Source organism: Enterobacter sp. UCD-UG_FMILLET (genome assembly GCF_000762975.1).
GTDB lineage: Bacteria > Pseudomonadota > Gammaproteobacteria > Enterobacterales > Enterobacteriaceae > Enterobacter > Enterobacter dykesii.
In genome coordinates, this window is sequence record NZ_JRJC01000036.1 from 536,205 (window position 1) to 552,379 (window position 16,175).

A 16,175-nucleotide genomic window follows, 5' to 3' on the forward strand; every position below is an offset into this window, starting at 1 on the left:
CTATTATCCCTTCAGCGAGGCGTTCACCCACTGCTGCAACGCGCGGCGCGAGACTTTAATGCCGCCATTTTTGAGTTCGGTCGGCAACAGCAGCCAGCGGACGGGTTGCTCAAAACGCGCCACCTTGTCCCTGACCCAGTCGGGTAAACAGGTGATATCCGTTCCCGGCTCGCACTCCACCACCGCCACCGGGCGTTGCCCGAACTCGGCATCGTCCAGCGGGACGATAAACACCTGGTTAATCTGCGGATGGCGGGCGATAACGCGCTCAAGGCTCTCCGGCTGGATCCCTTCTCCGCCGCTAAAAAAGAGGTTATCCATGCGGCCCAGGATCGTCAGGCGACCGTCATGCCATTCACCGCGATCGCGGGTGGCGAACCATCCCTGCGCGTTGGTCAGCGGAACCAGTTCGCCGTCCCGCCAGTAGCCTGAGGCCATGCTCTGCGCCCGGATCCAGACCTCGCCGTTAACCACCTGCACCTCTCTGCCCGGCAGCGCATAGCCTACGTCCGGCTCGCCGTCCGCCGCTTTCGCGCAGACGGTAGAGGCAAACTCGGTCAGGCCGTAGCCGCAGAAGGTACGAATTCCCTGCTCGCGCGCCTGCTGCGTCAATTCAACAGGGATGGCGGCACCGCCCAGCAGCACCGCTTTCAGTGCAACAGGCTGGTGGGCATTAAGCAGACGCCAGAGCTGGGTCGGCACCAGCGAAGCGTGCGTACAGCCGCGCAAAGCCTGCGCCAGCGGCTGTTTCTCGCGCACGGTTAACCGCGCGCCGGCCTGCAGCCAGCGCCATAAAATCCCCTGGCCGGAAACGTGAAACAGCGGCAGCGAGAGCAGCCAGTCGTCGTCTTCGCCGTAGGGCATCAGCGCCAGCACGCCGCGCGCGCTGGCAAGATGGGCCTCGCAGGTATGCACTGCCGCTTTCGGCAGCCCGGTGGAGCCGGAGGTTAGCGTCATCGACGCCAGCCGCGCCGGTTGCCAGGCAGCGCAATACGCATCGGCTGCCCCGCGCATGCTCAGGGCAGGAAGACCGTCGCAGGTACCGTCCAGCACCAGCGCAAAGCGCAGCGTCATCTGCGGGAGCAGCACGTCCAGCAGCGGACGCGGCAGCTGCGGATTCACGGGAAGAATACGCGCCCCGCACTGGAGCAGCGCCAGCCACGCCAGCAGGGTGTGCGGATGATTATGGGCCAGCAGCAGCACGCCGTCGCCCTCCTCCACGCCCTGACGATGAAAGCCCGCCGCAAGGCTGTCGATGCGCGCGCACAGCTGTTGCCAGCTGAGCACCTCGTCGTTCAGCCTCAGGGCCGGTTTATTGGCAAACTGCGTGCACCAGTGCCGCCACGGCCAGTCGGAAAAACTCATCGCAGCGGCTCCAGCGACGCGACATCAAGGCGCGGCAGCGCGCTGTCCGGCCACGGGCGAAGAAGCTGAGCCTGCATCAGGTTCAGCGTGTCGAGACCAGGGATGGTATCCGGCGTTAACCAGGCGGCAATGCGCGCCAGCTGGGTCAGCCCCAGGCTGGACTCAATCGACGAGCTGATGACCGCCGTCAGCCCTAAGGCGTGCGCCGCCGCGACCTGCTCGCGCACCTTCGCCAGGCTACCGGTCAGCGTCGGTTTAATCACCACCGCACTGACGCCGGGCTCGGCGACAAATTCAAAATCGGCCTCGCGCAGGCTTTCATCCCAGGCGATGGCAATCCCCGTTTCGCGGGCAAACGCGCGCGAATCGTCGCGGGTTTTGCACGGTTCTTCGAGGAAGGCAATGCGGCTGCGGTACGCCGGATTGACGTACTTTGCGAACTGCTGCGCCTTGAGCGGCGTCCAGGCGCGGTTAGCGTCCAGACGCAGATGAAGGTCGGGGATCGCTTCCAGCAGCAGGTTAGCGACCATGCCGTCGCGCACCGCCTCGTAGAGACCGACTTTAATTTTCGCCACTTTCTTGCCCGGCATGGCGGAGAGCAGCGCGAACAGTTCGTCCGGATCGCCCGTGCAAAGCGGTGCCGCACGGTAGTTAGCCTCTTCAGGCAGGCTACCGTCCAGCTCCGCCAGCGCGCAGCTGATGCCAAAAGCCGCGGAAGGCACGTCCGGCAACGCCGGATCCGCCCCCTCACGCCACGCGTCTGCCCACGCCAGCAATACAGACTGCGCGTCATCCAGCGACTCCAGGCTAAATCCCGGCAGAGGAGAAATCTCGCCCCAGCCTTCCCGCTCGCCCTGCTGCAGATGCACGAAGAAGCCGTCACGGGTTTTTAACCGCCGTTCACGCAGCACCACGCCCGCGTCCATCGGTATCTGCCAGCGGTAAACCTGCGCGCGACGCATTACGGGTTCCGTTTGTATTTGCTAAAGTCCGGCTGACGTTTTTCGTTAAACGCGTTGCGCCCTTCCTGACCCTCTTCGGTCATGTAGAACAGCATGGTGGCGTTGCCCGCCAGCTCCTGCAGACCCGCCTGACCGTCACAGTCGGCATTGAGCGCGGCCTTCAGGCAGCGCAGCGCCATCGGGCTGTTTTGCAGCATTTCACGGCACCAGCGAACGGTCTCTTTTTCGAGATCGGCAATCGGCACCACGGTATTCACCAGGCCCATATCCAGCGCTTCCTGGGCGTTGTACTGACGGCACAGGAACCAGATTTCGCGGGCTTTTTTCTGCCCGACGATGCGCGCCATGTAGGAGGCGCCCCAGCCGCCGTCAAAGGATCCCACTTTCGGACCGGTCTGGCCGAAGATGGCATTTTCTGCGGCGATGGTCAGATCGCACATCATGTGCAGCACGTGACCGCCGCCGATGGAGTAGCCCGCTACCATCGCCACCACCGGTTTTGGACAGGTGCGGATCTGACGCTGGAAATCGAGGACGTTCAGGTGGTGGGTACCCGCATCGTCCTGGTATCCGCCGTAGTCGCCGCGCACTTTCTGATCGCCACCGGAGCAGAACGCTTTGTCGCCTTCGCCGGTCAGAACAATCACGCCGATGTTGTCGTCGTAGCGCGCATCCGCCAGGGCCTGAATCATCTCTTTCACGGTCAACGGACGGAAGGCGTTACGCACCTGCGGACGGTTGATGGTGATTTTGGCAATGCCGTCGGTGGATTTGTGGTAACGAATGTCGGTGTAGCCTTCGGAGCAGTCCTGCCATTCAACCGGGGCGTAAAGCATGTTTTCATCAGGGTAGATCATAGAGTGTCCTTTATTCGATAACGCAGTATCTGAGCCAGACTCGCGATAACCGCATCGGGGTTTTCCCGGTGGGCATTGTGTCCGGCGTCTGGAATGGCATGGCGAACGGCGTTCACTTCCGCGGCAAGGGCCGCGAACTTCTCATCACGTTCGCCATAGAGATAATCAAAAGAGAAATCGCGTGCGCTAAGCGCGGCACGCAAATCCGGCTGCACGGCCAGCGAGGTCGCCTCGAGCATCATCGCTAGCGTCGCGCCGTTGTTCTGACTGCGCAGGGTAATAAGCGCCTCGCGCTGGGCGTTCGTAAGGGAGGCGAACACGGGCTGTTGGTACCAGTCAGCGAACACCTTATCCAGCGGTTCGGTGCGAAAACGCGTTGCCCAGCGGCGGTCGGACGCCAGCCGCGCATTTCGCGCATCGGCATCCTGCAGGCCCGGATGTCCACCTTCAACAATCACCCCGAGCAGCCCCTTCGGCTGCTGGCAGGCATGGAACATCGCAATACGGCCGCCGAGGGAGTACCCGATAAGCCAGAACTTCAGTATGTTGTAACTAAGAAGGGTTCGCGTGAGCAACGTGCTCATCTCGTCAAACCCCGTCACGCCCAGATTCCTGGATCCACCGTGACCCGGCAGATCCAGATAGAGCCGGGGATAATCGTCGAGCCCTTCACCGACCCTCTGCCACTCGCGGCGGTCGCCCGAAAAACCGTGCAAAAAGACCAGCCAGGGATAGCCGGGTTTGCCAGCCTGCCGCACGCCAGAGAGGATCACAGCTGGCTCACCTGCGCCAGCAGGCTTTGCAGGGCCTGCGCACCGTCAGCCTCGTTCACCACCAGCTCAATCAGCGTCGCGCCCGGCTGTTTCCAGGCGCTGCTTAACGCCGCCTCCAGCTGTTCCCAGCTTTCCGGGCGGTGGTATTGCAGGCTGAACATCGCCGCGGCGTGTTCGAACTGCACGTTCTGCGGCATCAGATAGAAACGCTCGCGCTCGCTCTGAGGCGTTGGCAACAGGGAAAAAATCTGCCCGCCGTTGTTGTTGACCACAATCAGCACAAACGGGGCTGACGCCTGACGCAGCAGCGCCAGCGCGTTAAGATCGTAGAGCGCGGAGAGATCGCCCACGATCGCCAGGGTCGATTTCGCGCTAGCGCGCTGCACGCCCGCCGCCGTAGAGATCAGCCCGTCGATGCCGCTGGCGCCACGATTGCTGTACACCGGGTAGCCCGCGGGCAGCTTCGAGAAAGCGTCAATTAACCGCACGACGAGGCTGTTGCCGACAAACAGCTGCCCCTGTTCAGGCAGGTACTGGCGAATGCGGTGCGCCAGCCCGGCTTCGCTAAACGCTTCACAGTGCGCTTTGGTCAGTTCCCACGCCTGGCGCGAAAGGTCCGGGATGGCCACCGCCCAGGGCTTGCGTTTCTCAGCCGGATGAAGCGTCAGCCAGGCGTCGATACTGCTGACCAGACGACGGCCGCGGTGGTGCGCCGGGTCAAGCCGTCCTTCCAGCGCGTCCACCAGCCAGTACTCTTCCGGCGTGCAGGTGGCCTGCCACTGCAGTAACCGTTTGCCGGTCAAACTCGATCCAAGCTGGACCACAATCTGCGCCTGCGCAAGCTCGGTGACCGCTTTCGCGTTACCCAGCCAGAGGTCGGCACACGGCAGCGGCTGACCGGTCTGGGAAAGCACGTCGCCAATCAGCGGCCAGCCGAGAGTTTGCGCCCATTCAGCGACCAGCTTGCCTTCGGCGGCGCTCATGCGACCGGCAATCACCACGCCGCGCTTCTGCCGCCAGAAGAACCAGTCGCGCTGCTTCGCGCTCTCAAGATGCGTCTGCTCGCGCAGCCACGGTTTTTCACTCTGCCACCAGTCGCCGAGAGACTGCTGCCAGTCAAGACCCGTGTCGTCCAGCTCGCCGTACAGCGGCTCGGCAAACGGGCAGTTGATATGCAGCGCCCCGCTGCGCAACGTCTCCATGGCGTGATCGACAGTGGAGACCAGCCAGCTTGCCGGAATATCCTGGGTGGGACGCGGTAACGAAATCGTCTGCGAAGGATGCGAAGAAAAGAGCCCCGGCTGGCGAATGGCCTGATTGGCGCCGCAGTCGATAAGCTCAGGGGGACGATCGGCCGTCAGTAAGATCAGTCTTTCACCCGTTAATCCGGCTTCAATCAGGGCCGGATAGAGGTTCGCCACGGCGGTACCGGAGGTGACGATCACCGCCACAGGTTCTTTGCTGACCTTCGCCAGCCCCAGCGCCAGATGGCCGAGGCCGCGTTCATCAAAGTGGGTGTGGTGAATCAACGCCCGGTTTTCTGCGGCCGCCAGCGTCAGCGGCGTGGAGCGAGAACCCGGCGCAATACACACGTGCCTGACGCCATGGCGCGTCAGGGCTTCAAGGATCACCGCCGCCCAGCGTCGGTTAAAAGAACTTACTGACATGAGATTGTCCGGTATCAAGAATGCGACACAGTATAAATAATAGAAAAAATTGGAATTTTGATATGAATCGGGATTGCGCGAATATGTATTAATCCCTTAGGAGCAGAGAGCGCAATCCGGCGGCTTTGTTTTCAATCTCCTGCCACTCCTGCTCCGGGTCAGACCCGCTGACAATACCGGCGCCGGCGTAGAGCCGCAGGGAGTCCTCCTGAACGCGCGCGGAGCGCAGCGCCACGCAGAACTCACTCTGTTCGGGGGATAAGTACCCGGCCGAACCGGCGTACCACTCGCGGTTAAAGGGTTCAACCTTCTGGATAAACTCGCGCGCGAGCTGTCGGGGTAATCCGGCAACGGCCGCGGTCGGCTGCAACATGAGCAGGCACTGCTCGTCGTCGGCCTGTTTGAGCTCGGTCCAGATACAGCGGCGCAAATGCTGCACCTTACGCAGGCGTACCACCTGGGGGGGCAGTACCTCAAGCGTCTGTGTAGAGTGCTGAAGACGCTGGCAGATATCTTCCACCACCAGCATATTTTCGCGCTGGTTTTTATCATCATTCAGCAGCCACTCGCCGAGACGCTGCGCCTGGCTATCATCGCTATGGCTGGCGACGGTGCCAGCGAGCGCTTCCGTGCGCAGCAGCTTGCCGCGCCGCCGCCAGAGACGCTCGGGCGTAGAGCCGAGAAACGCGTTGCTGGCGTCAAATACCATGCAGAAATGATAGCAATGTAAATTCAGGGCGCGGCTGGCGGCCATTAGCGCGACAGGGTTAACGCGCTGCGAGAACTGCAGATCGGTTGCCCGGGCGAGAACCACTTTTTCAAACTCACCGCGCGCGATGGTCTCCGTCGCCCTGCGGATAAGTTTCAGCCATTCGGCCTGCTGCGGCTGATGGGTTTCGTGCTCAACCTGAACGGAGAGCGGACGGATAGATCTCGCAGGACGGAGCTGCTGTAAAAAATCCTGCGCGGCGCGGGCATCCTCCACAAGCGAGTGGTCGCTCCAGAGCTGAAGGCGCAGCGTGGCGTTGCCGGCGATACGTCGCCAGAGCAGTCGCGGTAAAAATAGGCTCCCCTGTTCGGGGTTAAAGGCGTTCAGGCCGCAGATACGAGTATCACTTGCCGCATTTTGCTCGCGCAAAAACTGCGAGGCTAATGCCAGAGAGGAAAATTGGTTGACCGCCCCCAGCGCGGCCAGCTCTTCATCGCCGTTACGCTGCTGCCAGTAAAACTGCGGATAGCACCGCTGCTCGCCAAGCCATGCGAGGGGATCGAAGGCGTCGTTTAACGGGAAAGAGACGTCGAAATGACGTATGCCGGGTGCTGCGGGTAACGCTTGCGAAAGCTGGGTACGCAGTTGCTCCAGCGCGAGGAAAATCGAATTCACGCGAACCTCTCCCTGTTAAAACCTCGTATTATACGGGGTACTGGCCATAAATAGCAGTACCCACGTATAGGGAGTGGTTAAGCGGCTTAACGACGGGCCAGCAGCAGCCCCAGCACCAGCCCTACGGCAGCCCCCACGCCAATACCCTGCCACGGTTTTTCATGCACGTAATCATCGGCACGGTACACCGCTTTTTTGGCACGGTAGTAGTAGGTATCAGACGCATGGCTGACGCGGTTTTTCACTTCATGCAGCGCCTGCTCGGCACGGGCTTTTAGCTCAATATATTTCTGATCGGCAGGGTCGCCCGAGGAACGTAACACCTCTTCCAGCGTTTCGCTCAGCAAGGCCAGGTCGTCGTCGATACGGGTATCCCAGGATTGAAATGACATAGTTTTCTCCATGTTAGTGCACCAGTCCGCTAACTATAGCCAACGACATGCCATTACGCCTGTTTCACTTCCCGCGCCATGCCGACGTGCGGAATGCCATCTTCATCGTAGACCTGCGTCACCGGCGCAAAACCAAAGTGGCCGTAGAAGGACTGCAGGTGTGCCTGCGCGCCCAGATATAACGCCTTGTCCGGCCACTGTTTCCGGCACGCCTCCAGCGTTTTTTCCATCAGCTGATAGCCCAGTTTTTCACCCCGCGCGTTGCCGCTGATGATGACCCGACCAATCACCACGGGCTCAAAATCGTCTTCGCTTTTCAGAATCCTCGCATACGCCACCAACTCGTTATCCCGCCAGCCGAGGATATGGCGGTTCTCACCAACGAGGTCATCGCCGTCGATGTCCTGATACGGGCAGGTCTGTTCTACAACAAATACTTCACAGCGCAGTTTAAGCAGCGCGTAAAGTTCATTTACGGTGAGGTCGCTATGATGTAAATCTTGCCACTGGATCATGTCAGTCTCCTTCCTGGGGTCCATCACGTTATACTAAACCCCTCCCCGTTCGGCAAAGGGCTGATTGCGTTATGGAACTGATTTTTCTGGGTACGTCCGCTGGCGTGCCAACCCGCTCACGGAACGTGACGGCGATCCTGCTGGATCTTAAGCATCCCACCCGCGGCGGGCTGTGGCTGTTTGACTGCGGTGAAGGGACGCAGCATCAGCTGTTACACACCGCTTATCACCCCGGCAAGCTGGATAAAATTTTTATCACCCATCTGCATGGCGACCACCTGTTTGGCCTTCCCGGCCTGCTGTGCAGCCGCTCGATGGCCGGTAACGCCAACCCGCTGACGATTTACGGGCCAGCGGGTATTCGTGAATTTGTAGAAACTACGCTGCGTCTGAGCGGGTCGTGGACGGATTATCCGCTGGAGGTCATTGAGATTACCGAAGGCCTGGTATTCGATGACGGGGATTATCGGGTTACCGCTCAACCGCTCAATCATCCTGTGGAGTGCTATGGCTACCGCATTGAGGCGCATGAAAAACCCGGCTCGCTGGACGCCGCCGCGCTGATGGCAGACGGCGTAAAACCCGGGCCGCTGTTCCAGCGTCTGAAGCACGGAGAGACCGTCACGCTGGAGGACGGACGCGTCATTAACGGCCGGGATTATCTCGCCGCACCGCAGCCCGGCAAAAAGCTGGCGATTTTTGGCGATACGGCCCCGTGCCCGGCGGCGCTCACGCTGGCCCAGGGCGTGGACGTGATGGTGCATGAAGCGACGCTTGAAACGGCGATGGAAGAGAAAGCCAACAGCCGGGGCCACAGCTCCACGCGTCAGGCGGCGCAGCTTGCCCGTGACGCGGGCGTCGGGAGGCTCATACAGGGCGAATCTGACCCTGTCGAACCGTTTTGAACTGTTGCTGTTCCGTCTTGGCACCTCTCTTAACGAAAATAAATCCGAGCTGTTTGGCATTAACGTTTTTAAGCTGCGTGAAATTGTGCCGATGCCGGAGTTCACGAAACCCGCCGGGATGAAGTCACCGCTGATGGGAATGGTGAATATTCGCGATCAGGTGATCCCGGTGATTGACCTGGCCGCCGTGGCGGGCTGTAAGCCTACCACCGGGCTGAACATCCTGCTGATCACCGAATACGCACGCAGCGTGCAGGCGTTTGCCGTGGAATCGGTTGAGAACATCATGCGTCTGGACTGGAAGCAGGTGCATGCGGCGGAAACCGCCGTCAGCGGTCGCTACATCACCAGCATTGCGTGTCTTGACGAGAAGACCGATACCAACGATCTGGCGATGGTGCTGGACGTTGAGCAGATCCTGTATGACATCACTCCGGCCAATCACGATCTGCACGCCACGAATCTAAAGACAACCAAATTCCATATCAAACCGGGCGCTGTCGCCATCGTCGCGGAAGATTCCAAGGTGGCGCGCTCGATGCTGGAAAAAGGTCTGCAGGCGATGGAGATCCCCGCGCAGCTGCATATCACCGGCAAAGACGCGTGGGAGAAAATTGGGGTTCTGGCCGCGCAGGCGCAGGCTGAGGGGGTTCCCATCACCGATAAGATCGCCCTGGTGCTGACCGACCTTGAAATGCCGGAGATGGACGGTTTTACGCTGACGCGCAAAATCAAAACCGACCCGATATTGAAGGACATTCCGGTGGTGATCCACTCTTCCCTTTCCGGTAACGCCAACGAAGACCATATTCGCAAGGTGAAGGCGGACGGGTATGTGGCGAAGTTTGAGCTGAACGAACTGTCGTCAGTGATTGAGGAAGTGCTGGACCGCTCGATGAAGAAGATTGACGGGCCGTTGATTAGCCGCAAGCAGCTGGCTTAAGTCTGGTGCGGGCTGGTGCCCGTCCCTCTCCCACGGGGAGAGGGAGAAAACCATTAAAAAACCCGCCGAGGCGGGTTTTTTGTTTTTACATCAGCGGCATCGCTCGCTGCACGATATCAATCAGCGGCTGCGGATAGATACCGAAGATCAGCACCAGCAGTGCGGAGATGAGCACCACAATACCGCCGGCGCTGTACTGCCAGTTGGTTGGGGCATCACGGTTGAGCTGCTGAGGCGCGCTCAGGTACAGGCTCACGGCCACGCGCAGGTAGTAGTACAGACCAATCGCGGAGCCAATAACCACGCCTGCAGTCAGCCACCACAGGTTCGCCTGCACACCGACGGCCAGCACGTAGAACTTACCGATAAAGCCCAGCGTCATCGGGATACCCGCCAGAGAGAGCATCATCACGGTCATTACCGCGGACAGAATTGGACGGTGCCAGAACAGACCACGGTAGGAGAACAGTGAATCGGCATCCGGGCCACGGTACGGGCTGGACATCAGGCTCACCACGCCGAAGGCACCGAGGCTGCTGAACAGGTAACCGGCCAGATAGACGCCCACGGCTTCCATCGACATCTCACCGCTCTGCAGCGCAATCAGCGCCACCATCAGGTAGCCCAGATGAGAGATAGACGAGTAGCCCAGCAGACGCTTGATGTTGGTCTGGCTCAGCGCCATCAGGTTACCGAAGATGATGGAGACGAACGCGATAATGCCCAGCACCACGCGAACCGCTTCGCTGTCACCAACCGGCGCGTACAGGAACAGACGCATGACCACACCGAAGATAGCGATTTTGCTCGCCGTCGCCAGGAAGGTCGACACCGGAGCCGGAGCGCCCTGGTATACGTCTGGCGTCCACAGGTGGAACGGCACCAGTGAGAGTTTGAAGCCGAGGCCAACAATCATCATGCCCAGACCTGCCAGCAGCAGCGGCTCATGCAGCATGCCGTCACCGAGGCTCTTGCCGAGCGCCATAAAGGAGAGGTTACCGGACTGTGCGTACAGCAGCGCAATACCAAACAGCAGGAACGAGGACGCAGCAGCAGACAGAATGGTGTACTTGATGCTTGCTTCCAGGGAGCGCTTCTGACGGAAGGCGTAACCAATCAGGCCGAACAGCGGCAGAGAGATCAGCTCAATACCGAGGAACAGCGCGGCCAGGTGGTTCGCATTCGCCAGCAGAATGCCGCCCAGCGCGGCAATCAGAACCAGCAGGTAAAACTCTTCTTTGTTGTCGTTGTAGCCTTCGAGCCACGGGTACGCAAAGGTACAGGTTGCCAGGCTCGCCAGCAGCACCAGACCGGTATACAGCATGGCGTAACCGTCAACGCGCATCAGCGGGGTGACGTCCATCGCCCCACCCTGGCCAACAAACCAGAGAGAGACTAACGCGGCGTTCAGGCCGATGACCGACAGCGTGGCATTCAGGAAGTGATTGCGTCGCCACGCAATGGAGAGCATCACAACCACCACCGTCAATCCGACGATCAGCAGCGGTAGCAGCGCGATCAGTTGTTGTGGAGTTATTGTCATGGCGAATTACGGCCTTGTAGTAGAAGCAGAATTAACAAACCACTGCTGGATGTTACCCATCGCGCTGTGCGAGGTATCCAGAATCGGCTGCGGGAAGAAGCCCAGCAGCACCAGCAGTACGACCAGCAGCAGGATGATGAACAGCTCACGCAGCGACATCCCCGGCAGTTCTTGTGCAGCAATTTCGCTCTTCGCTTTACCGAAGTATGCGCGGTGCAGCATCGCCAGCGAGTACACGGAAGCGAACACCAGACCAAAGGTGGAGATCACGGTAATCACCGGTACCACTTTGAAGCTGCCGAACAGAATCATAAATTCGCCGACGAAGTTACCGGTACCCGGCATCCCCAGGGTGGCAACCGCGAAGAACATGGAGAGCGCTGGCAGCCATTTAATTTTGCTCCACAGGCCGCCCATCATACGCATGTCGCGGGTATGCAGACGTTCGTACAGCTGGCCGCACAGGATGAAGAGGCCGGCTGCGGACAGACCGTGCGCAATCATCTGGATCACCGCGCCCTGGTACGCCAGCTGGCTGCCGGTGTAGATAGCAATCAGCACGAAGCCCATGTGGGAAACGGAGGTATAGGCAATCAGACGCTTGATGTCGTACTGCGTGAAGGCCATCCAGGCACCGTAGAAGATACCGATCACACCCAGCCACATGGCAATCGGTGCGAACTCTGCGGAGGCATTCGGGAACAGCGGCAGTGCGAAACGCAGCAGACCGTAGGCAGCCGTTTTCAGCAAGATGCCCGCCAGGTCAACGGAACCCGCCGTTGGTGCCTGAGAGTGCGCGTCTGGCAGCCAGCCGTGCAGCGGAACGACCGGCATTTTCACCGCGAACGCGATGAAGAAGCCCAGCATCAGCAGGTATTCAACGCCGTGGGACATTGGCGTCTTCAGCAAATCTTCGTAGTTGAAGGTCCAGGTTCCGGTCGCGTTGTGGTGAACAAACACCAGCGCCAGAATGGCAATCAGCATCACCAGGCCACTCGCCTGGGTATAGATGAAGAACTTGGTTGCCGCCGTGATACGCGTTTTACCGTCGGACGCCTTGTGGCCCCACAGCGCGATCAGGAAGTACATCGGCACCAGCATCATCTCCCAGAAGAAGAAGAACAGGAACATGTCGATGGCAAGGAACACGCCGATCACGCCGCCCAGGATCCACATCAGGTTCAGGTGGAAGAAGCCCTGGTATTTTTCGATTTCTCGCCAGGAGCAAAGTACCGCCAGAACGCCGAGCAGACCGGTCAGCACCACCATCAGCAGCGACAGACCGTCAATCGCCAGGTGGATCGTAATGCCGAAACGCGGGATCCACGGCAGGATGAACTCAGACTGCCACTGCGGAATGCCCGCAGACTGGGTCAGTGAGTAACCGCCCTGCAACCACAGTTGCAGACCAAGCGCGAGCGTCAATCCCATGGTGATCAGCGCGATCCAGCGCGGCATCTTCACGCCAAAGCGTTCAGTCTGCCAGCACAGGAAGCCGCCGATGAAGGGAATTAATATTAGCCAGGGTAGTAACATGGCGATTTACATTCCTTTTTAAGGCCCCCAGCAGGGGCCTGATTTTCAACGAATTCGAATAAAATTCACTTAACGATCAACGCAACACCATCAGCAGCGCCAGCACGACAACCGCACCGATGCTCATTGACGCTACATACCAGCGCAGGTAACCGTTCTCGCTATACAGCAGGCCTTTACCTGCAAAGCGGGAAAGGATCGCCGGGATAGTCATCAGGCTGTTTAGTGGGTCGCGCTTCAGCAGCCACGCAATGCCCAGGAACGGCTTAACGAAGATCATGTCGTACAGCCAGTCGAAGCCCCACGCGTTGTACCACCAGGTGCCCAGCAGACGGCCCGGCGCACTGTTGGCAACGGCAGTCACCAGCGTACGTTTGCCCAGCCACAGCCATGCAGCGATCAGGATGCCCGCGATAGCGACCACACCGGAGGTGATTTCAAGCGTCAGAACGCGACCGTGCTCAAGCTCGGTGGTGTCTGGCAGTACGCCCTGCAGCGGCGGCACAATCATCGCGCCAACGAAGGTGGACAGTACCAGCAGCACAATCAGCGGCAGGTGGTGGGTAATCCCCTTCCCTGCGTGAGCATGAATTTGTTCTTTACCGTGGAATACGATGAAAATCATACGGAAGGTATACAGGGAGGTCATGAACGCACCGACCAGACCCGCAACCATCAGATTGATATGACCATTCGCCATGGCACCCGCAAGGATTTCGTCCTTACTGAAGAAGCCCGCGGTGATCAGCGGCAGTGCCGCCAGCGCCGCGCCGCCCACCAGGAAGCAGACATAAACCAGCGGGATGGACTTACGCAGTCCGCCCATCTTGAAGATGTTCTGCTCGTGATGGCAGGCCAGAATCACGGAACCAGACGAGAGGAACAGCAGCGCTTTAAAGAACGCGTGCGTCATCAGGTGGAAAATGGCTGCGTCCCACGCCTGAACGCCCAGCGCCAGGAACATGTAGCCAATCTGGCTCATGGTGGAATACGCGAGAACGCGTTTGATGTCGGTCTGCACCAGCGCGGCAAAGCCTGCCAGCACCAGCGTGACCGCACCGACGATACCCACCAGATGCAGAATTTCCGGGGTCATCAGGAACAGGCCATGGGTACGCGCAATCAGGTAAACACCGGCGGTTACCATGGTCGCGGCGTGGATCAGCGCGGAGACAGGGGTTGGACCCGCCATCGCGTCGGCCAGCCACGTCTGCAACGGCAGCTGCGCGGATTTACCCACGGCGCCACCCAGCAGCATCAGCGTTGCCCACCACAGCATATTGTTGCCTGCAGCGAAGTGTGCCGGCGCCAGTTCCACCATTTCGCGGAAGTTCAGCGTGCCCAGTTCGTTGTAAAGAATGAACAGCGCGAAAGCGAGGAAGACGTCACCCACGCGGGTCACGACGAACGCTTTCATGGCCGCTGCGCCATTCTTCGGATCGGTGTAGTAGAAACCGATCAGAAGGTAAGAACAGAGACCTACGCCTTCCCAGCCCAGATACATCAGCAGCAGGTTATCGGCCAGCACCAGAACCACCATGCTGGCGATAAACAGGTTGGTATAGGCGAAGAAGCGGGAGTAACCCTCTTCACCGCGCATATACCAGGAGGCGAACATGTGGATCAGGAAGCCAACGCCGGTGACCACGGAGAGCATGGTCAGCGAGAGGCCGTCCAGCACCAGGTTGAAGCCGATGTTGAAATCACCGACCGACATCCAGGTCCACAGCGGCACGCCGAAAGGCTGACGCCCGTTGTTAAAGAAGTCGATACCTGCATACGCTGTTACCAGCGCAGCCAGGCCGATGGAGCCAATGCCCACGGTCGCAGACAGATTCTCAGACCAGCGGCCGCGAGAAAACGCCAGCAGCACGAAGCCAATCAGCGGAAAAATAATGGTTAAGGCAAGCATGTTCATCCACGCAACTCACTTACTGAATCGATGTTCAGGTTCTGGCGGCGACGATGGAGCTGCAGCAACAGCGCCAGGCCAATACTCGCTTCGGCAGCCGCGAGGCTGATGGCAAGAATGTACATCACCTGACCATCGGTCTGGCCCCAGTAGCTTCCGGCGACCACGAAGGCCAGCGCGGAGGCGTTAATCATGATTTCCAGACCGATCAGCATAAACAGCAGATTGCGGCGGATAACCAGACCGGTCAGACCCAGAACGAATAAAATCGCAGCGAGGATCAGTCCATGTGTTAAGGGGATCATGCGCGCTCCTCCGTTTTTCTTTTCGCGCGGTCGTCAGTGCGGTTGCTCAGCACCTCGCCAGCACGCTCTTCGCGGCCAACGTGGAAAGCAACAACCAGACCAGCCAGCAGCAGCATTGAGGCCAGTTCAACCGCCAGAACGTATGGTCCAAAGAGGGTAATACCGACCTCTTTAGCGCCGATCGGCGTGCCGTCGATGCCCTGATCGTTGACGCCCAGAATGGCGTAAACAATCACCGCCAGCATGATGGCCGACAAAATTGCCGGGCCGATCCACACCTGCGGTTTTAACCACTGACGTTCCTGCTCAATCTCAGAGCCGCCCAGGTTCAGCATCATCACCACGAACACGAACAGCACCATAATGGCCCCGGCGTAGACGATGATTTCCAGCGCACCGGCGAAGTGCGCGCCCAGTGCGAAGAACACTCCGGAAATAGCCAGCAGGGAGATGATTAAGTACAGCAGCGCATGCACCGGATTGGTGTGTGTAATCACTCGCAGCGTAGCCAGGATGGCGATAAGGCCACAGATATAAAAAGCGAATTCCATTGCCCTCTCCTTACGGTAACAGGCTCTTGACGTCGATAGGCTTAGCTTCGTTCTCTGCTTCACCCTTATCTTTGCCGTCGATTGCCATACCCGCCATCCGGTAGAAGTTATATTCCGGGTATTTGCCCGGACCGGAAATCAGCAGATCCTCTTTCTCGTACACCAGGTCCTGACGCTTGTACTCACCCAGCTCGAAGTCTGGAGTCAGCTGAATCGCCGTGGTTGGGCACGCTTCTTCACACAGACCGCAGAAGATGCAGCGTGAGAAGTTGATGCGGAAGAACTCAGGGTACCAGCGGCCGTCTACCGTCTCTGCTTTCTGCAGAGAGATACAGCCTACCGGACACGCTACCGCACACAGGTTACAGGCAACGCAGCGCTCGGAACCGTCCGGGTCGCGCGTCAGCACGATACGACCACGGTAGCGCGGCGGCAGATATACCGGCTCTTCCGGGTACATCCGGGTTTCGCGTTTGGCAAACGCGTGCAGGCCGATCATCCAGATACTGCGTACCTGGGTACCGAAGCCTACCAGTAATTCTTTTAAGGTCATGGTCTATAGCCC

Annotated in this window: 15 protein-coding genes and 1 pseudogene; 2 read left to right on the top strand and 14 right to left on the bottom strand. The window is 59.4% G+C overall.

Features of this window, described 5'->3' with window-relative positions:
• Window positions 1-3 precede the first annotated feature (3 nt).
• The 8 genes from menE to LA04_RS17545 form a co-directional block, all read right to left on the bottom strand.
• Window positions 4-1,365 (bottom strand): o-succinylbenzoate--CoA ligase, encoded by a 1,362-nt coding sequence (gene menE / locus LA04_RS17510; RefSeq protein ID WP_047652557.1) that lies wholly within the window; start codon window positions 1,363-1,365, stop codon window positions 4-6.
• Window positions 1,362-2,327, bottom strand: coding sequence for an o-succinylbenzoate synthase (gene menC, locus LA04_RS17515; protein ID WP_047652558.1), 966 nt, complete (start codon window positions 2,325-2,327; stop codon window positions 1,362-1,364). The genes menE and menC overlap by 4 nt, the downstream gene beginning before the upstream one ends.
• Entirely contained in the window at window positions 2,327-3,184 is an 858-nt protein-coding gene (gene menB, locus LA04_RS17520) for a 1,4-dihydroxy-2-naphthoyl-CoA synthase (RefSeq protein ID WP_023312524.1), read from the bottom strand. Before menB ends, menC begins: the two co-directional genes overlap by 1 nt.
• Complete coding sequence (menH, locus tag LA04_RS17525; protein ID WP_047652559.1) at window positions 3,181-3,957, bottom strand: 2-succinyl-6-hydroxy-2,4-cyclohexadiene-1-carboxylate synthase; 777 nt, start codon at window positions 3,955-3,957, stop codon at window positions 3,181-3,183. Before menH ends, menB begins: the two co-directional genes overlap by 4 nt.
• A complete protein-coding gene (gene menD / locus LA04_RS17530) occupies window positions 3,954-5,624 on the bottom strand; it encodes a 2-succinyl-5-enolpyruvyl-6-hydroxy-3-cyclohexene-1-carboxylic-acid synthase (RefSeq protein WP_047652560.1) in 1,671 nt (556 codons plus the stop codon). The genes menH and menD overlap by 4 nt, the downstream gene beginning before the upstream one ends.
• An 88-nt stretch (window positions 5,625-5,712) precedes the next feature.
• A complete protein-coding gene (gene menF, locus LA04_RS17535) occupies window positions 5,713-7,008 on the bottom strand; it encodes an isochorismate synthase MenF (RefSeq protein WP_047652561.1) in 1,296 nt (431 codons plus the stop codon).
• An 86-nt stretch (window positions 7,009-7,094) separates the two neighbouring features.
• Complete coding sequence (elaB, locus tag LA04_RS17540) at window positions 7,095-7,400, bottom strand: stress response protein ElaB (protein ID WP_008500219.1); 306 nt, start codon at window positions 7,398-7,400, stop codon at window positions 7,095-7,097.
• A gap of 53 nt (window positions 7,401-7,453) precedes the next feature.
• Window positions 7,454-7,915 carry a GNAT family N-acetyltransferase gene (locus tag LA04_RS17545; protein ID WP_047652562.1) on the bottom strand — a complete coding sequence of 154 codons (462 nt, stop codon included), beginning with the start codon at window positions 7,913-7,915 and terminating at the stop codon, window positions 7,454-7,456.
• Between the two features lie 71 nt (window positions 7,916-7,986).
• On the opposite strand from LA04_RS17545, the pseudogene rnz reads away from it, so the two are divergent.
• A pseudogene (rnz, locus tag LA04_RS17550) lies at window positions 7,987-8,787 on the top strand (ribonuclease Z); the annotation flags it as partial.
• Window positions 8,762-9,763, top strand: a complete 1,002-nt coding sequence (locus LA04_RS17555) for a chemotaxis protein (protein WP_047652563.1) — start codon at window positions 8,762-8,764, stop codon at window positions 9,761-9,763. The pseudogene rnz and the gene LA04_RS17555, both read left to right, overlap by 26 nt.
• Window positions 9,764-9,848: 85 nt before the next feature.
• On the opposite strand, the gene nuoN is transcribed toward LA04_RS17555, so the two are convergent.
• From nuoN to nuoI, 6 genes are all read right to left on the bottom strand, one after another.
• Window positions 9,849-11,306, bottom strand: a complete 1,458-nt coding sequence (gene nuoN / locus LA04_RS17560) for an NADH-quinone oxidoreductase subunit NuoN (RefSeq protein ID WP_047652564.1) — start codon at window positions 11,304-11,306, stop codon at window positions 9,849-9,851.
• A 6-nt stretch (window positions 11,307-11,312) separates the two neighbouring features.
• Window positions 11,313-12,842 carry an NADH-quinone oxidoreductase subunit M gene (nuoM, locus tag LA04_RS17565; RefSeq protein WP_023312532.1) on the bottom strand — a complete coding sequence of 510 codons (1,530 nt, stop codon included), beginning with the start codon at window positions 12,840-12,842 and terminating at the stop codon, window positions 11,313-11,315.
• A 76-nt stretch (window positions 12,843-12,918) separates the two neighbouring features.
• Complete coding sequence (gene nuoL / locus LA04_RS17570) at window positions 12,919-14,760, bottom strand: NADH-quinone oxidoreductase subunit L (RefSeq protein WP_047652565.1); 1,842 nt, start codon at window positions 14,758-14,760, stop codon at window positions 12,919-12,921.
• The gene (gene nuoK / locus LA04_RS17575; RefSeq protein ID WP_003861496.1) at window positions 14,757-15,059 is read right to left on the bottom strand and encodes an NADH-quinone oxidoreductase subunit NuoK; all 303 of its coding nucleotides are present in this window, start codon (window positions 15,057-15,059) and stop codon (window positions 14,757-14,759) included. The genes nuoL and nuoK overlap by 4 nt, the downstream gene beginning before the upstream one ends.
• Window positions 15,056-15,610, bottom strand: a complete 555-nt coding sequence (nuoJ, locus tag LA04_RS17580) for an NADH-quinone oxidoreductase subunit J (protein ID WP_023312534.1) — start codon at window positions 15,608-15,610, stop codon at window positions 15,056-15,058. Before nuoJ ends, nuoK begins: the two co-directional genes overlap by 4 nt.
• A gap of 10 nt (window positions 15,611-15,620) precedes the next feature.
• Complete coding sequence (gene nuoI, locus LA04_RS17585) at window positions 15,621-16,163, bottom strand: NADH-quinone oxidoreductase subunit NuoI (protein ID WP_003861491.1); 543 nt, start codon at window positions 16,161-16,163, stop codon at window positions 15,621-15,623.
• Window positions 16,164-16,175: the final 12 nt, after the last annotated feature.